Annotated in this window: 15 protein-coding genes; 12 read left to right on the forward strand and 3 right to left on the reverse strand. The window is 66.1% G+C overall.

Features of this window, described 5'->3' with window-relative positions:
• Nucleotides 1-94: 94 nt before the first annotated feature.
• A complete protein-coding gene (locus NW198_RS07455; RefSeq protein WP_258340603.1) occupies nucleotides 95-352 on the reverse strand; it encodes a hypothetical protein in 258 nt (85 codons plus the stop codon).
• Between the two features lie 112 nt (nucleotides 353-464).
• Nucleotides 465-1,217, reverse strand: coding sequence for a MurR/RpiR family transcriptional regulator (locus NW198_RS07460; protein ID WP_258340605.1), 753 nt, complete (start codon nucleotides 1,215-1,217; stop codon nucleotides 465-467).
• A gap of 272 nt (nucleotides 1,218-1,489) precedes the next feature.
• Here NW198_RS07460 and NW198_RS07465 point away from each other — a divergent pair, with 272 nt between their 5' ends.
• The 8 genes from NW198_RS07465 to NW198_RS07500 all read left to right on the forward strand — a co-directional run bounded on the left by NW198_RS07465 (nucleotide 1,490) and on the right by NW198_RS07500 (nucleotide 9,254).
• Nucleotides 1,490-2,317, forward strand: coding sequence for an MBL fold metallo-hydrolase (locus tag NW198_RS07465; RefSeq protein ID WP_087314408.1), 828 nt, complete (start codon nucleotides 1,490-1,492; stop codon nucleotides 2,315-2,317).
• A 64-nt stretch (nucleotides 2,318-2,381) separates the two neighbouring features.
• Nucleotides 2,382-2,867 (forward strand): PTS sugar transporter subunit IIB, encoded by a 486-nt coding sequence (locus tag NW198_RS07470; protein WP_158094552.1) that lies wholly within the window; start codon nucleotides 2,382-2,384, stop codon nucleotides 2,865-2,867.
• A gap of 66 nt (nucleotides 2,868-2,933) precedes the next feature.
• On the forward strand, nucleotides 2,934-3,728 hold the full coding sequence (locus tag NW198_RS07475; RefSeq protein ID WP_087314406.1) for a PTS sugar transporter subunit IIC: 795 nt from the start codon (nucleotides 2,934-2,936) through the stop codon (nucleotides 3,726-3,728).
• On the forward strand, nucleotides 3,721-4,557 hold the full coding sequence (locus NW198_RS07480; RefSeq protein ID WP_087314404.1) for a PTS system mannose/fructose/sorbose family transporter subunit IID: 837 nt from the start codon (nucleotides 3,721-3,723) through the stop codon (nucleotides 4,555-4,557). Before NW198_RS07475 ends, NW198_RS07480 begins: the two co-directional genes overlap by 8 nt.
• A 63-nt stretch (nucleotides 4,558-4,620) precedes the next feature.
• The gene (locus NW198_RS07485) at nucleotides 4,621-5,025 is read left to right on the forward strand and encodes a PTS sugar transporter subunit IIA (protein WP_158094551.1); all 405 of its coding nucleotides are present in this window, start codon (nucleotides 4,621-4,623) and stop codon (nucleotides 5,023-5,025) included.
• Nucleotides 5,012-5,470, forward strand: coding sequence for a hypothetical protein (locus NW198_RS07490; RefSeq protein ID WP_258340607.1), 459 nt, complete (start codon nucleotides 5,012-5,014; stop codon nucleotides 5,468-5,470). The genes NW198_RS07485 and NW198_RS07490 overlap by 14 nt, the downstream gene beginning before the upstream one ends.
• Entirely contained in the window at nucleotides 5,467-6,384 is a 918-nt protein-coding gene (locus NW198_RS07495) for an AEC family transporter (protein ID WP_258340609.1), read from the forward strand. Before NW198_RS07490 ends, NW198_RS07495 begins: the two co-directional genes overlap by 4 nt.
• Nucleotides 6,385-6,572: 188 nt before the next feature.
• The gene (locus tag NW198_RS07500) at nucleotides 6,573-9,254 is read left to right on the forward strand and encodes a cation-translocating P-type ATPase (RefSeq protein WP_258340610.1); all 2,682 of its coding nucleotides are present in this window, start codon (nucleotides 6,573-6,575) and stop codon (nucleotides 9,252-9,254) included.
• A 92-nt stretch (nucleotides 9,255-9,346) separates the two neighbouring features.
• On the opposite strand, the gene NW198_RS07505 is transcribed toward NW198_RS07500, so the two are convergent.
• Nucleotides 9,347-11,020 carry an OPT/YSL family transporter gene (locus NW198_RS07505; RefSeq protein WP_258340611.1) on the reverse strand — a complete coding sequence of 558 codons (1,674 nt, stop codon included), beginning with the start codon at nucleotides 11,018-11,020 and terminating at the stop codon, nucleotides 9,347-9,349.
• Between the two features lie 424 nt (nucleotides 11,021-11,444).
• Between NW198_RS07505 and NW198_RS07510 the strand changes: the two genes are divergently transcribed.
• From NW198_RS07510 to NW198_RS07525, 4 genes are all read left to right on the forward strand, one after another.
• The gene (locus tag NW198_RS07510; protein WP_258340612.1) at nucleotides 11,445-12,239 is read left to right on the forward strand and encodes a type III pantothenate kinase; all 795 of its coding nucleotides are present in this window, start codon (nucleotides 11,445-11,447) and stop codon (nucleotides 12,237-12,239) included.
• 549 nt (nucleotides 12,240-12,788) lie between these two features.
• Nucleotides 12,789-13,805: a substrate-binding domain-containing protein gene (locus NW198_RS07515; RefSeq protein WP_258340613.1), complete on the forward strand. Its 1,017-nt coding sequence runs from the start codon at nucleotides 12,789-12,791 to the stop codon at nucleotides 13,803-13,805.
• Nucleotides 13,806-13,913: 108 nt separating this feature from the next.
• Entirely contained in the window at nucleotides 13,914-15,431 is a 1,518-nt protein-coding gene (locus tag NW198_RS07520; RefSeq protein WP_204204618.1) for a sugar ABC transporter ATP-binding protein, read from the forward strand.
• Nucleotides 15,428-16,528 carry an ABC transporter permease gene (locus NW198_RS07525; RefSeq protein WP_258340614.1) on the forward strand — a complete coding sequence of 367 codons (1,101 nt, stop codon included), beginning with the start codon at nucleotides 15,428-15,430 and terminating at the stop codon, nucleotides 16,526-16,528. Before NW198_RS07520 ends, NW198_RS07525 begins: the two co-directional genes overlap by 4 nt.
• Nucleotide 16,529: the final 1 nt, after the last annotated feature.

Below are 16,529 nucleotides of genomic sequence, written 5' to 3' on the forward strand. Positions count from 1 at the left end.
GGATTGAACGGAGGTTTTGCAAAGCGGCGCTCGCGAAAATGGATCGAAGGGCGATATTGCAGAGAAAAAAGAGCGCAAGAGCCTCTCGCGGCCGTTACTTAGTCATGAAGGCGAGCGCTATGTTGCTGATCAGCGAAAGCACGGGCGCAACGAAGCACAGCAGCGCGCCCGTGACGGAGCACAGCATGCCGATGGCCGTGGTGAGGCTCTTGCGGTAGTCGGCCTTCTTGGCGCGCCGCGCGAGCACGATGCCGGCGATGCCCACGAAGCCGCCGATGACCTGCAGCCAGATGAACGGCGTGAGCGCGGTGACGAGCGCGAGCACGCCAAGCACGATGGACACGATGTCCATGGGAACCTCCTCGGGAGCGCATGACGTGCTCAATCATACGGCAAGCGGCGCCCGCGGTACACGCGGGCCGGCGCCGGGCGCAGCTCTCAGCTCTCAGGGAAGCGCAGGGCTGTTAGTCATCCTGCCCGACAAGGTTTGCCAGCAGCTCGGCAAAGAGGGTCGAGGAGACGAAGGAGTCAAGGTACGCGCTGCCGGCCGCGGCATTGTGCGGCAGCACGATGTTTTGGTCCACAAAGTCCTTGAGCGGGTGGTGGTCGGTGAGGCTCACGAGCGCGACGTGCGGACGCATCTCGGGTCGCAGGCCAGACACGGTTGCGAGAAAACCGCTGAACGAGGGATTCTTCGCCGAGAAGATGACGTAGGTGTCCTCGTTGTCCACGCAGTGGAGCGACTCCTCCTCCCAGCCGGTCTCGACGAACTCCGATGGGACGGACCTCAACGTGAGGCCGAGCGCAAGAACGCGTGCCGAGATGCTGCTCGCGCCCATGCCGAGCACGTAGGTGCGCCGGGAGGAGCGAATCCTCGCCACGAGATGGCTGACCTCGGCCTGGTCAACCGACTCCTCAATCAGGGAGCTGAGCCTGAAGACGTCCTCTGAGTAGCTGCCCTCGCGCCGGGTTGACTGATCGTGGCTGCGCTGGTAGACCGCTTGGTGCATGGCCATGCGGAAGTCGCCGTACCCCTCGAAGCCCGCGCGCTTGCAAAAGCGGCTCACAGCGCTCTGGGAGAAGCCGTTCGCCTCGGAGAACTGCGTGGCGTTGCTTCCGAGGACGGCCTCCGGATGGGCCTTGACGGCCTCGTACACCTCGAGTTCGCGAGCGGTGTAGCTGTCTCTGTGCAGCTCGATGAGGGAGAGGGCATCCATGGGGGACCTCGTTCTCGAATGTAGTGAATGAATGAGCCGTTCACCGATGATGCAAAATGAGAATTAATCATTCAGCACCCTTGCAACTTACGCCCACAATACAACAAAACGCACGCTAAATCATGGTGTTGCCGGTATGTCAGCTCAAACCTGCGGCGAGCGATTGATTGAATGAAATTACCGTTTACCGACGAATGGATGGATGTACCATTCAATACTCGTACTATGGGCCCACGGATGACGCCATAGCTTAGAGACGTTGGGAGAAGGCCATGGTTCACTTTTACACCGAGACGATTTCGGGACACGTTCGTCGCATCTGCGGGAACGGTGACGTCTGCATGTATCTCGTTGAGGGCTCAGACCGCGCCCTGCTCATCGACACCGGCTATGGCGTCGGCGATCTGCGGGGCTATGTCGAGGGTCTGCTCGACGGCAAGCCCTATGACGTCGTGATCACGCATGGCCACATCGACCATGCCGCCGGTGCCGCGCAGTTCGAAAGTTGTCGCATGAGTCCTCTCGACATCGAGATTTACGAGGAGTTCTGCTCCCTCGAGCGTCGCCGCGCCAAGGTCGACTCGTGCGGCCACCCTGACTTCAAGGACGTGGTGCCGGAGGACTTCGCCGGGGTTGACGCAAGCGTCATGCGGCCCCTGGCGGACGGCGACGTCTTCGACCTGGGGGACGTCACCGTCGAGATGATCGCCGTTCCCGGGCACACCCCGGGCATGATGGTGCCGCTCGTCGTGGAGGAGGGCATCGCGATCTTTGGCGATGCCTGCGGCGTGGGCACGCTCATCATGCTGCCCCACTCCACGACGGTCGAGCGCTATCGAGAGAGCCTGCTGCGCCTCAAGGAGCACGAGGGGCGCTATGCCATCGTGCTCCGTCAGCACGGGACCTGCGCCTCGACCAAGCGCGTCCTCGAGGACAACCTGGAGCTCTGCGACCTCGTGCTCGCCGGGAAGGACGCCGCGGAGCCTGCGGAGCATAACGGGGCGCCGTGCCTGCGGGCGGCCAAGACCGACCCCGCGACGGGCCGTCGCGTCGACGGTCGCGAGGGCAACCTGCTCTACCTCGCCGACCGCATTCGCTAGGGTCGGAGCGCACAGAGGGCCGCGACCACGTTGTTCCACGGCCACGGACAAGGATAGGAGAGACATGGAAACCGGAATCATTCACTTCAGGGTCGACGACCGCATGCTGCACGGCATCGTGGCAACCCAATGGGTGCCCATCTCCAAGGCAACGCGCGCCATGGTGGTCGACGGTCCTGCCTCGACCAATGACGTCGTGCGCGCGTCGCTCAAGATGGCCTGCCCGCCCGGCGTTGCCCTCTCGGTCATTGACTGCACCAAGGCGACAAACAACATCCTTGCCGGCAAGTACGCGAACCAGCGCGTCTTCTGCGTCTTCCGCTACATCCGCAGCGCCTACGAGCTGTTCCGCGCGGGAGTTCCCATGCCCCAGCTCAACCTGGGCAACGTGACCCAGAACACCGGCAACGTGACGGTTCTCGACAAGACCGTTCGCGTCTCAGACGAGGAGAGGGACATGCTGCGCGAGATGAGGGATGGGGGTGTGAAGATCACGGTTCGGTTCCTGCCCGGCGACACGGAGCAGGACGTGGGGTCGCTGCTCGGCTAGAGGCGACAGACGCGATTATGGGCAAGGGCAAGCACTGACAACTACAAACAAAGAAGGGGGTCTGTGATGTTCAACGTGTTTCAGATAGTTGTCATCACGCTGTTCACGGCGTTGATGACGTGGCACAAGTACAACTTGCAGATTCTGTACTACGCACAGGTCGTGGGCATCGGAGCGTTCTGCGGTCTTGTGATGGGCGACCTCAACACCGGTCTTCTCGTCGGCGGAACGATGTGCCTCATGAGCCTCGGCCTCGCCGGCTACGGCGGGTCCTCGGTTCCCAACTACCAGCTCGGCTGCATCGCCGGCACCGTCTTCGCCATCGGCATGGGCCAGGCGGGCGACGAGGCGCTCTCCACGGCGCTCGCCGTTGGCGTGCCCGTTGCCGCGCTCGGCGTCCAGCTCGACGTCCTCGGCAAGATGAGCGGCTCGTTCTTCATCCACCGCGCCATGGCGTGCTCCGACAACTGCAACTGGAAGGGCATGGCCACCTGGACCTGGGCGTCCCAGATTGCGATGCTCGGCCTCAACGCGCTGCCGATCGCCATCCTCATGACCGCCGGCTCCGGCGCCGTCGAGATGCTCGTCAACAACTTCCCGGCGTGGCTCTCCACCGGCCTTGACGTCGCCGCGGGCATGCTCCCCGCGATGGGCTTTGCCATCCTGCTGCACTACCTGCCCATCAAGAAGTACGGCTACTTCCTGATCCTAGGCTACGTCCTTGCCTCCTACGCGGGGCTCAGCGTGCTCGCGATCGCCCTGATCGGCGTCGTGATCTGCGTCTACGTGTTCCAGGACCTCGAGAAGGATTCCGCGATGCCGGCCGTTGCCGTTGCTGGGGGTGACATGGAAGATGAGTAACGTCGAGACCACCGGCGCCCAGGCGCCGCAGCAGGGAGTGGAGCGCCTCACCAAGAAGGACCTCTCCCAGGTGCTGCTTCGCTACGTGATGAGCGCCCAGATCTGCTTCAACTACGAGACCATGCAGTCGGCGGGCTGGGTCTGGTCGATGCACCCCGCCATGAAGAAGCTCTATCCGGACGATCAGGTCCTGAGCGAGAAGTACAAGTCCTATTACAAGTTCTTCAACACGCACCCCTGGTTCGGTCGACTGATCCTCATGGCCGCCCTCGCCATCGAGACCACGCGCGACCCGGACGCCACCCAGACGGCGGTCGACGTCCGCACCGGCCTCATGGGCCCGCTCGCCGGCCTCGGCGACTCGATCGTGTGGGTCCTTCTCCCCACGGTCGTGGGGGCCATCGCGTCCTACTCGGCGCTCGAGGGCTCGCTCGTGGGCTGGTTCATGGCCATTGCCGTGAACATCCTGCTCTGGCTCGTGTTCTGGCGTCTGTCCTACACGGTCTACGACAAGGGCATCTCGTTTATCACCGAGAAGAGCCGCTCCCTCGCGCACCTGACGGACGCCTGCGCCATCCTCGGCATCATCGTCATCGGTGCCCTCACGGTCTCGACGGTTGACGTGCACCTCGCGATCTCCTGGACGGTTGGCGACCTCACCCAGAACCTCGACGAGCTTCTGAACGGGATCCTCCCGAGCTTCATGAACCTCGTCACCATGCTTGCCATCTATCTCGGCCTGGACATCAAGGGCATGAGCCCTGGAAAGATGGTCTGGATCGTCATGATCGTCGCCATCGTTCTCGGCGCCCTCGGAATCTGCGCCTAGTACGCGTGAGCCTCGGGTGGGCCGTCATGGGGCGGCCCACCCCCGTTTTTGACAGGAGTCATGATGAAGCTGCTGCTCGTGAGCCACGGGGATCTCGCCGCCGGAATGGCCAGCGTCCTCTCCAACTTCTTTGGGATGAGGGAGGTGTCCTCCGCCTGCGTCTCCATCGAGCGCGGTGCCCAGGGGCTCGCCGAGGACGTCTCGGCGTTCTTCGACGCCTGCGGTGACGAGCAGGTCGTGATTTGCTCCGACCTCATGGGCGGCAGCGCCAACCAGACGGTGATGCCCTGGCTCGAGCGCGAGAACACCGTCCTTGTCGCCGGCATGAACCTCCCGCTGCTCCTTCAGCTCGCCATGGTGACGGGCGACGTCACCCTCGACGAGGTCAGGGGCATGGTCGAGGAGGCGCGTCAGGGCGTCGTCGTCATGAACGACCTCACCTTCGAGATGGGTGATGACGACGAGTAGCGCGGCGGGCCTGCGCGCGGACGTGGCCGCGCTGCTTCGGGCGGACAGGGTCCATCCGGGCCGGGCGGCGCGCGCCAACCTCGCGGGTGCCAGTGCGCTGCTCGAGCAAGACGACGAGGTGCTGCTCGTCCTTCTCGGCGAGCTCTCCGTCTTTCACGAGTTTGTCCCCGTGCCCGAGCGGGCCACGGGCGCGCTGCTCGTGACGGACCGGGGCATTGCGGCGTTTGGGTCGACGTGGGCGACCAAGCTCTCGTGCGCGGGTCGCTGGGAGGACGTCTCGTCGCTCAAGGCCGCCGGCGGGCTGGGCGGCCTGCGCGTCGACGCGGTGGTGTCCGGCACCAAGATGGGCTTTCTCGAGGTCTACGCCGGCAAGCGCACCGACGCCCACCGCAGGACCCTGGCCAGGATCTGCTCGGAGCGTCTGGGAGGAGATGGCGAGAGGTGAGCTACGGGACCGTCATCTTTGCTCAGATCGCCCAGATGTTCGTGTTCATGGCGGTTGGCGTGGCGCTGTTCAAGACGGGGCGCATGGGCGGCCCGGGCGCCAAGGACCTGGGGTCGCTGCTGCTCTACGTCGTGATTCCGGTGGTCATCGTGCGGAGTCTCTGGACCGAGCGCACCGCGCGGACCACGCAGGTCATCGTGGAGACGTTCTTTCTCGCGCTCGCGCTTCTGGCGCTTGCCATCGTCGTCTCGCGCGTGGCGTTTCGCCGCGACGGGCTCCTGGCGTTCTCTTCCGCGTTCTCCAACGCGGGCTTCGTGGGCATCCCGCTCGTCGAGGCCGCGATGGGGGAGGGGGCGGTCATCTACATCGTCTGCATGATCGGGTGGCTCAACGCCCTGCAGGCGAGCGTGGGCGTGCTCATGATCACGGGGGACCGCGCGAGCGTGAGGCCGCGCGCCGTCATGACCAACCCCATCATCATCTCGTTTGCGCTGGGGCTCGCGCTGTATGCCCTGGGCGCGCCCGAACCCGCCTTCGCGAGCGACGTGCTCGCCACGATCGCCGGGCTCAACACCCCGGCGGCGATGATCGTCTGCGGCTCGTATCTCGCCCAGGTGAAGCTGCGGGACTTTGCGACGTCCGGGGGCGTGTGGGCGGTCTGCGGCATGCGCCTGGTGGTGGTGCCGCTGCTCTCGCTGCTTCTGCTCGCCGCGCTCCCGTGGGGCCACGGCGAGGTCGGGCTCGCGCTGCTCATCGCGGCATCCGCCCCCACGGGCGCCAACGTGGCGATCTACGCCGCTCAGTACGAGGGCGACTACAAGACCGCGGTCCTCACGGTCTGCGCCACGACTATCCTCTCGATCATCTCCCTGCCCCTGCTCATCTCCCTGGGAGCTGCCGTCCTGCTCGCCTAGCGGGCGACGCTTCCGCAGGGGTCACACCTGGTCGGCGCCGCGACGTGGCCTGTCGCGGTGCCGACGCAATGCGCCGCAGCTCACGACCTGTGGAGAGGTTCTGGTTCCGGCTGCCGTCGCCGCATAATCCTAGTATCTCGATGGTATTAAAGTAAGAGTATCCGCCCCCCGAACACGAGACGAGGGACATGAAATACTGGAGCATCACCGCAGCTCAGACCATCGAAAAACTCTCCTCAAACCCGGACTACGGGCTCAACGAGCAGCAGGTGAGCGACCTCATCGCCGCACACGGCCCCAACGAGTACCAGCAGTCCAAGCCAGAGTCCCTGCCCGCCATGGTGCTCCGGCAGTTCAAGGACGTAGCCAACCTCATCCTGCTGCTCGCCGCGGGGCTCTCGCTCGCACTGGCCGTGCGCGAGGGCCACGGCTACGTGGAGCCCGTCGTCATCCTGGCCGTCATAGCCATGAACGTCGTTTTGGCCGTGACGCAGGAGCGCGGGGCCGAGCGCGCGCTCGAGGCCCTGCGCGACCTCAACAGCCCCACCTGCCTCGTGCTGCGCGACGGCGCCCGCGCGGAGGTCGACACCGCGGCCGTGGTGCCCGGGGATATGGTCCTGCTCAAGACCGGCGACCTCGTGCCGGCGGACGCGCGCCTCATCGAGGCCGTGGGCCTCGCGGTGGACGAGTCCTCGCTCACCGGCGAGTCCGAGCCGGCCGAGAAGGACGCGGAAGCCCTGGCGGAGCCTGACGCGCCGCTCGGCGACCGCGCCAACATGGTCTTCTCGGGCTGTCTCGTCACGGCGGGCAACGCGCGCGCCGTGGTCACCGCCACGGGCATGGCAAGCGAGATGGGACGCATCGCCTCCTTCCTGAACGACGCCCAGAAGATCCAGACACCGCTGCAGCGCAGGCTCGCCCGCGTGGTGCACGGGTTGAGCGCGGTGGCGGTGCTCGCCGCCGTGGCGCTGCTGGCAACGGGCCTTCAGCAGGGCGAGGAGTTCTGGGCCATGATGCTCGCCGCGGTCTCCCTGGCCGTGGCCGCCGTTCCGGAGACCCTGCAGCTCATCGTCACCCTCACGCTCACGCGCGGCGTGCGCAACATGGCGCAGAGGCACGCCCTCATCCGCAAGCTCCCCGCGGTGGAGACGCTGGGCTCGACCTCGGTCATCTGCTCGGACAAGACGGGCACGCTCACGCAGAACCGCATGAGCGTGCGTCGCGTCTGGGTTCCGGGCGCGCCGGCCGCTGAGGTGGGGGAGCGCGCGGAGGACCCGCGGGCGCTGGTTCTTCTCCGCCGCCTTGCCCTTGCGAGCAACGCTACCGTCGAGCCTGACGGCAAGGGTGGCGAGAAGATCGTGGGCGACGCCACCGAGACCGCCATCATGCGCCTGCTCGCCGCCTCCGGCGAGACGCGCGAAGCGCTGTTGGCCGAGCTCCCGCGCGTGGGCGAGGTGCCCTTCTCGTCCGCCCGCAAGATGATGACGAGCGTGCACTCGCTACCGGATGGCCGCTTCCTCGTGCTCACCAAGGGCGCCTTCGACCGGCTGCCCTTTGCGCCGGCGAGCGAGGCCGAGCGCGCCGAGCGCCAGGCCGCCCACGACGCCTTTGCCCACGACGCGCTGCGCGTGATCGCGCTGGGCAGCCGCGTGGTGGACGAGCTTCCCACGGACGGGGACCTCGAGTCCCTGGAGCGCGACCTTACGTTCGAGGGCATCGTTGGCCTCATAGACCCGCCGCGCCCGGAGGCTGCGGAGGCCATCGCGCTCGCGCGACGCGCGGGCGTGCGCACCGTCATGATCACGGGCGACCACGCGGCGACGGCCGGCGCCATCGCGCAACAGCTGGGGCTCATCCGCGCCGGGGCGCCCGTGGTCACGGGGCGTCAGCTCGCGGCGATGACCGACGAGGAGCTCGTGGAGAACGTGCGCGCGTACTCCGTCTACGCGCGCGTCTCCCCGGAGGACAAGATTCGCATCGTGGAGGCGTGGCAGGAGCAGGGCGAGGTCGTCGCCATGACGGGCGACGGGGTGAACGACGCCCCGGCCCTCAAGGCGGCGGACGTGGGCGTTGCCATGGGCCGCTCCGGAACCGAGGTCGCCAAGGCCGCGGCGGACATGGTCCTCACGGACGACAACTTTGCCACCATCGTGGAGGCGGTGCGCGAGGGGCGCAACGTCTTCTCCAACATCAAGCGGACCGTCTACTTCCTGCTGGCATGCAACCTCTCGGAGATCGCCGTCATGCTGGGCGCCCAGCTCATGGGCTGGGGCACGCCGCTCACCCCCGTGATGCTGCTGCTCATCAACGTGCTGGGCGACGGCATCCCCGGCCTCAACCTCGCCAACGATGTGAGCGACGAGCGCATCATGGCGCGCCGGCCGATCGGCCGCACGGAGAGCTTCTTCTCGGGCATCACGCGCGTCATCGCGCTGCAGACCGTGGCGTTTGCGGCGGTGGGCCTGCTCGCGTTTTGGCTGGGCGCCTTCGCGTGGCTGCCGGGCGGGGAGGGGCCGTCGCTCGAGGCGGGACAGACCATGTGCTTCCTCGTGGTGGCGTTCACCAGCGTGCTGCACGTCTTCACGGTCCGCACGCGCGGCTCGGTCTTTCGCCGCACGGTGCGCGACAACATGCCGCTCGTGTGGAGCGCGCTCGGGGTGATCGCGGCCTTCTCGGCGCTCGTGCTGGCGGAGCCCGTGGGCGCGGTCTTTGGCCTGGCGCCCATCGGGCCCTTCAGCTGGGCGTGCTCGCTCGCGCTCTCGGTGGTGCCCACCCTCGTGGCCGAGGCGTTCAAGCTCTGGGACAACCGTCACGAGACCTGGCTCTACCGTCGGCGCCTCGTGCGCCACGAGAACCGCGGCGAGGAGTAGCGGACGCAAAGAGGCGGCGAGAAGAACGATCCTCTCGCCGCCTCGCTCACCTGGCGCACCTGCACGTTGGGGACTGTCCCCAACGTGCAGAACTAGCCGGACAGGCCGCTCACCACGCTCGCGAGCGCGATGACCACGCCCACGATCGACTCGCCGCCGAGCACGCCGGACGCCACCACGACGCCCTTCTCCTCCGCGCCCCCTGCCGTCTCGCCGCCGCGCGCCGCGCAGACGCGCTCGTAGGCCCACTTGACGCCCGCGCCGAGCGCCGCCGTGAGGGACATGTAGAACGGCAGGTAGACGCCCAGGCCAAACATCATTGCCGGCAGCCCCGCCCAGTAGAGGGCCACGCCGCCCAGAAGCCCGATCACAAACCCGGGCACGCTCGGGATGCCGGAGACCATCGTCGCCACCACGCTCGCCTGCGCGGAGACAAACAGCTGCCCCGGGCCAAACGCATCCGTGCCGTAGGCGGCGACCAACGTGCACAGCACTGCCACGGCCACCACGGTGCCCAGAAGCGCGCCGATGGCCTGGCCCACCCACATCGCGCGCGGGCTCGAGCCAATGATCGCGCCGGTCTTGAAGTCGCTCATGACGTCGCCCGCGAGGCCGCACGCCACGGCCACCACGCCGGCAACGTAGAAGAGCTGCACCTGGCTCGCGTCGGAGAAGGCCGCGACGGCAAGCAGCACAATGAGGCCAAAGATCTCCATCGGGTCGATGCCCGTCTGGCCCACGGACTGAGCGCTCATGATCGTGGTCACAAAGGCGAGAAGAACCACCGCCACGGCCACGACCGGCCCCAGGCCCAGCCCGATGCACACGAGCAGCGCCGCCGCCGCGACCATGAGCGCGAGCGTGCCGCGCTCGAGGCGGCTCCAGCCGCGGGCGCCGTTGCCCTTCTCGCCCGCCGCGTCATCCGTCGTCGCGTGCCCGCGCAGCAGCTTCGCCGCGTGGGGCAGGATGTCCTTGAGGACCACGCCTGCGCCCGAGCCCATCATGAGGCCCATGCCCAGGCTGGAGACGATCCCCTGCGCGGTGGCAACGTCGCATAGGCCCGCGGCGAGGCCGCCCACTATGATGCCGAAGTTGCCCACGAGCGCGCCCAGGAACCAGAACGCCACGGCAAAGCCGCCCACGAGAAAGCCCACGGCGAGCATCTGCGGGGAGTTGTAGATGCCAAAGCTCACGCCGGGGATGGGCAGCTGCGCCAGCAGCGTGGGCATGAGGCCGAGCGCGTCTCGCGCGACGCACCAGAGCCCCGCGAGGCCCATCGAGCCAAAGAGGCGCCTGCCCGTCACGCCGCCGGTCTGGGTGGCCATCAGCGTCTCGGCTGCGGCGGTGCCGATGGGGTACTCGAGGTCGGACTCGTCGACAAAGCGCCGGCGGATCGCCGCGGTGCACACCAGGCCCAGCAGCGTTCCGGAAAGCGCCACGACGAGCATCTCGACCCAGCTGACCTCGTCGGCAAGGCCCAGCATCCAGATGCCGGGGATGGTGAAGGCCAGGCCGCCGGCCACCATGGAGCCGGCCGACATCACGATCTGCGTGACGTTGGCCTCGTTGAGGCTGCGGTGCCCGAAGGCACGCAGCAAGAACAGCGCGACGATGGAGGTGAAGATGGTCGGCCACGGCAGCGCGCCCAGCTTGAGGGCGGTGTAGACCGAGGACGCCGTGATGATAACGCAGCCGAGGCACCCGATGGCAATGCCCACGGGGCTCAGCTGCCCGCGCCACGAGGCGCGAGAGCCCTTCTCGCTCATATGTGCTCCTTCGAATATCCGCTCCCCCTGGCGGGGAGTCGGGTTTCTGGGACCGTCTGATTATGGCAGAAGCCGGCGCGCCGAGGCGTTTGGCCCATGAAGTAAAATCGAAGGCGGTTGACAACAAGGTCTCGTTCGCTGGGTCGCGCCTCCCGGAAGGGAGGTGAGCCCCATGGAACTCCTGACTGAAATCCTGAAGCTGGCCGGTACGCTGCTCGGCCTTGTCAACGGAGTCTTGACGTTCCTGTCCAAAGCGAGCAGGTCCAACGACGAACATGAGTCGGGCCGCTAGCCTAGCGAACTAGCGACCCGCTCCACTCATATCCGGCGCGACCCAGCCCATCACAGCGGGCCTTGCCATCATCCATAGTATACCCATTCCCCGATCCCTTTTCTGGAACCGGGGGCTTCTTTTGGAGGACGCATGGCGCGTGACGAGAACAGCGTGGCCGAGAAGAACCTGCTTGCCGTGGACGTGGGCAACACCCACACGCGGCTCGGGCTCTTTGTGGGCGACGAGCTCGCGAGCACCTGGGAGCTCACTACCCGCGGGCGCCTCACCGTGGACGAGGCGCGCATGCAGCTCGCGCAGGCGCTCTCGCTGATGGGGGAGGGCGTTCCGGGGGAGGCCATCCTCGCCTGCGTGGTCCCCACGCTCACCGACGTCTGGCGCCGCGCCTTGGCCGCCGCGTGCGGGACCCGGCCGCTCGTGGTGGGGCCGGGCCTCAAGACGGGCCTCAAGATGCGCTACGACGACCCCTCCGAGGTGGGCGCGGACCGCGTGGCCGACGTTCGGGCCGCCCGCGAGGACTATGGCGCGCCCGTCGTGGTGGTTGACCTGGGCACGACCACCAACTTCGAGGTCGTGGACGCCGAGGGGACCTTCGTCGGCGGCATCATCGCGCCCGGCGTGGCGCTGGGGGCCCGCTCGCTCTCCGCGGCGGCGGCCCGGCTGCCCATGATCGAGCTGCGCGCGCCGGCCGCGGTCATCGGGCGCAACACGCGCGCGGCGATGCAGTCGGGCGTGGTGCTCGGCGAGGTCGCGCGGATCGACGGTCTGCTGGACGCCGTGATGGCGGAGCTCGGCGAGCCTGCGACGGTCGTTGTCACCGGGGACGGCGCCGAAGCGATTTCGGCGCTGCTGCGCCACGACGCGCAGGTGGACGCCACGCTCACCCTGCGCGGGCTTTGGAGCCTCTGGCGGGCGAACCGCCGCTAGCCGCGCAGGCGGCAACCGTTGCTCAGGAAAAGACGTTTGGCAGCCGCCTGACTCGGGCTTGCTTGGCCAAGGGCGTTTATGCTCGCCAACACTTGTAAATCAGCAGGTAGACGGCGCCAGCGCCACGCTTGCCACCGGCCTGCGGCGTATCTAAACACTTCTAAACAAAGAACGTCAAAAACGAGCGAACCTCGTGTAAACACAATCTAAACATTACGTTTACAGACGAAAGTCTGCCGCTCGGCGGGTTGAACGGTTTGCCCTCGGGTTGGCAAGGCGTAAAAAAAGCTTAGCGAATGCGGGACCAGATGGCGCATAGGAGGGGCCGCCGGACCGCCCGCCCTTTGCACGGCAACAAGAGGCTGTTCATAAGACAGCGTCGCGTGTCGTCCAAAGGGGAGTAGCTACGAGGGGGCCCTCTCACCTGCGACCGGATGCGTTCCTAGGGTTTGCCGAATAAGTAAACAGTCCATGATTGTTTACTTGTGGTTTGGTAGAGCTGCCGCAAGGCAGGAATGAACGTAAGGTTCAAGGAAGGGGAAAGGGAACATGAGCATTTCGAGAAGGAACTTCCTCAAGGTCGCGGGTGGCACTGCTGGCGTCTTCGCGCTTGCGGGCTGCAACAACACCACGCCCGCTGCTGACGACGGCGGCGACGAGGGCGGCGAGGAGCAGGCCGGCGGCGAGCTCATCTCCGTGGGCATCATCAACAACGACCCCAACGAGTCCGGCTACCGCACCGCTAACGACAAGGACATGAAGGAGACCTTCACTGAGGAGAACGGCTTCGCCGCCGAGTTCGCCTACAGCATGAAGAACGAGGAGCAGATCGCCTCCGCTCAGCAGTTCATCCAGAACGGCGTCAAGTACCTGCTCGTCTCCGCCGCCGACACCGCCGGCTGGGACACCCCGCTCCAGGACGCCCTGGACGCCGGCACCCAGACCATCCTGTTCGACCGCGTCGTCGACGCTGACGAGTCCCTCTACGTGGCCGCCGTCGTCTCCGACATGGACGCCGAGGGCCAGACCGCCGTTGACTGGCTGACCGACCAGGCCCTCGACACCTACAACATCATCCACATCCAGGGCGTCATGGGCTCCGCCGCCCAGGTCGGCCGCACCGGCGCTCTGAACGCCGCCGTCGAGGCCAACGACAACTGGAACCTCGTCGTCCAGCAGACCGCTGACTGGAACGCCGAGACCGCCCAGCAGATCACCCAGTCCGTCATCGACTCCGGCCAGGAGTTCAACGTCATCTACGCCGAGAACGACGACATGGCCCGTGGCGCCGTGGCCGCCCTCGATGCCGCCGGCATCACCCACGGCAAGGACGGCGACGTCATCATCATGGGCTTCGACCACAACACCTGGGCCCTCGAGGAGGTCATGGCCGGCAACTGGAACTACGACGGCCAGTGCAACCCCTACCAGGCTTCCACCATCCTCGAGATCATCGACAAGCTCGAGGCCGGCGAGGAGGTCACCGAGAAGAAGATCATCATGGAGGAGGGCTACGCCGACTGCGAGACCATCACGCAGGAGTACATCGACGAGAACGGCATCTAATCGCCATGACTCAGCATCTCTGACAGATTGACTGTACGAAGGGGCGCGGCGCGACTGGCACTACGCAGACGCCGCGCCCCTTCTTTCGAACAAGGAGGTGAACTACCGGTGAAAGAGAACCACCTCGTTGAGATGAGGGGCATCTGCAAGTACTTCCCTGGCGTGAAGGCCCTGCAGAACGTCGACTTCACGCTTCGCCCGGGCGAGGTCCACGCCCTCATGGGCGAGAACGGCGCGGGCAAGTCCACGCTCATCAAGGTCCTGACCGGCGTCTACGAGAAGGACGGCGGCGACATCTACCTCCAGGGCCACGACGGCGCGGTCTCCATCAAGTCCCCGCAGGACGCGCAGGACGTGGGCATCGCCACCGTGTACCAGGAGATCACGCTCTGCCCCAACCTCACCGTCGCTGAGAACATGTACATCGGCCGCGGCCACTCCAAGGTCGCCAACTGGAAGCAGATGTACACCGACGCCGACAAGATCCTGCAGAACCTCGGCATCCCCGTGAGCGCCAAGCAGCAGCTCGGCAGCTGCTCGATCGCCATGCAGCAGATGGTCGCCATCGCGCGCGCCGTCGACATGGACTGCAAGGTCCTCATCCTCGACGAGCCCACTTCGTCGCTCGACGAGTCCGAGGTCGAGAAGCTCTTCGGCATGATGCGCCAGCTCAAGGACCGCGGCGTCGGCATCATCTTCGTCACGCACTTCCTCGACCAGGTCTATGAGATCTGCGACCGCATCACCGTCATGCGCGACGGCCAGCTGGTCGGCGAGTACGAGATCGAGAAGATGCCGCGCGTCGACCTCGTCGCCGCCATGCTCGGCAAGCAGATGGACGACATGGCCGACATCAAGGGCGACTACGAGACCTACGCCGGCGCCGACGCCGACCAGATGGTCTACGAGGCGACCGGCCTCAAGAGCAACGCCGCCGTCTACCCCTTCGACTTCCACATCAAGAAGGGCGAGGTCACGGGCTTCACCGGTCTTCTCGGCTCCGGTCGCTCCGAGTGCGTGCGCGCCATCTTCGGCGCCGACCACGTCACCGGCGGCTCCGTCAAGAAGTCCGGCAAGGACGTCAAGATCTCCAAGCCGCTCGACGCCATGAAGCAGGGCATCGCCTACCTGCCCGAGGACCGCAAGGGCGACGGCATCATCGGGTCGCTCTCCGTCCGCGAGAACATCATCCTCGCGGCCCAGGTGCTCCGCGGCTTCCTCAAGCCCTTCTCCAAGGCCGAGACCTACAAGATCGCCGACGAGTACATCAAGCTCCTCGACATCAAGACCGCCTCTGCCGACACGCCGATCGCCTCGCTTTCCGGCGGCAACCAGCAGAAGGTCATCCTGGCCCGGTGGCTGTTCACCCACCCGGACTACCTGATTCTCGACGAGCCCACGCGCGGCATCGACATCGGCACCAAGGTCGACATCCAGAAGCTCGTGCTGCAGCTCGCGTCCCAGGGCATGAGCGTGACCTTCATCTCCTCGGAGCTCGACGAGATGATCCGCACCTGCTCGAGGCTCGTCGTCATGCGCGACCGTCACGTCGTCGGCGAGCTCTCCGGCTCCGACCTCAACCAGAACAAGATCATGAGCACCATCGCAGGAGGTGAGGCAAAGTGACGATCGAGAAGACCAAGGACGACAACATCCTCAAGCGCCTTCTTCACAGCCAGATGATCATCCCGATCGCGGCCCTTCTCGCGCTCGTGGTGTTCAACCTCATCGCTGACCCGTCGTTCTTCGCCATTACGATCAACCAGGACTCCACTGGCAACTCGGTTCTCTCCGGCCAGCTGATCTCCATCCTCAACAACGGCTCCGAGCTCGCGATCCTTGCGATCGGCATGACGCTCGTCACGGCGGCCACCGGCGGCCAGGACATCTCCGTCGGCGCCACGATCGCCGTCGCCGGCTCCGCCATGCTCGCCGTGCTCTGCGGCGGCAACATGCGCCCGGACACGCTGGCCGCCCCGATCATCGTGGCCTTCCTCTTTGGCGTGGTCATCGCCATGGTGTGCGGCGCCTTCAACGGCGTCATGGTCGCCGTCTTCAAGGTGCAGCCCATGGTCGCGACGCTGATCCTCTACACCGCCGGCCGCTCCATCGCCGCGTGGATCAACAACAACGCGCTCCCGATCATCCCGACCGACTCCGGCTTTGGCGTCTTTGGCGGTTTCATCCCCGGCGTGCCCATCCCCACGCCCGTCTTTATCGCCATCGCGTGCTTTGTCGTGATCTTCCTCGTGCTCAAGTTCACGAGCCTGGGCCTCTACGTCCAGTCCGTGGGCATCAACGAGAAGGCCGCGCGCCTCAACGGCTTGAACCCCACGTTCATCAAGTGGCTCACGTTCGTGATCCTCGGCGTGTGCGTGGCCGTGGCCGCCCTCATCAAGGTCAGCCGCATCTCCACCATCAACTACCAGACGATCGCGGCCGACATCGAGATGGACGCCATCCTGGCCGTTGCCCTCGGCGGCAACGCGCTCTCCGGCGGCAAGTTCAACATGGGCTCCTCCATCCTCGGCGCCTATGTCATCCAGTTCCTCACCACCACGCTCTACAAGTTCAACGTCGCCTCCGCCGCCCTTCCGGCGTACAAGGCCGTCGTCGTCATCATCCTCGTGGTGCTGAGCGCCCCGATCGTGCGCGCCAAGCTCTCCGCGATCTGGAAGAAGATCCGCAGTCCCAAGCAGGCAGAAGTGGAGGCGGTGAAGTAAG

Source organism: Thermophilibacter sp. ET337 (assembly GCF_024733715.1).
Lineage (GTDB): Bacteria > Actinomycetota > Coriobacteriia > Coriobacteriales > Atopobiaceae > Thermophilibacter.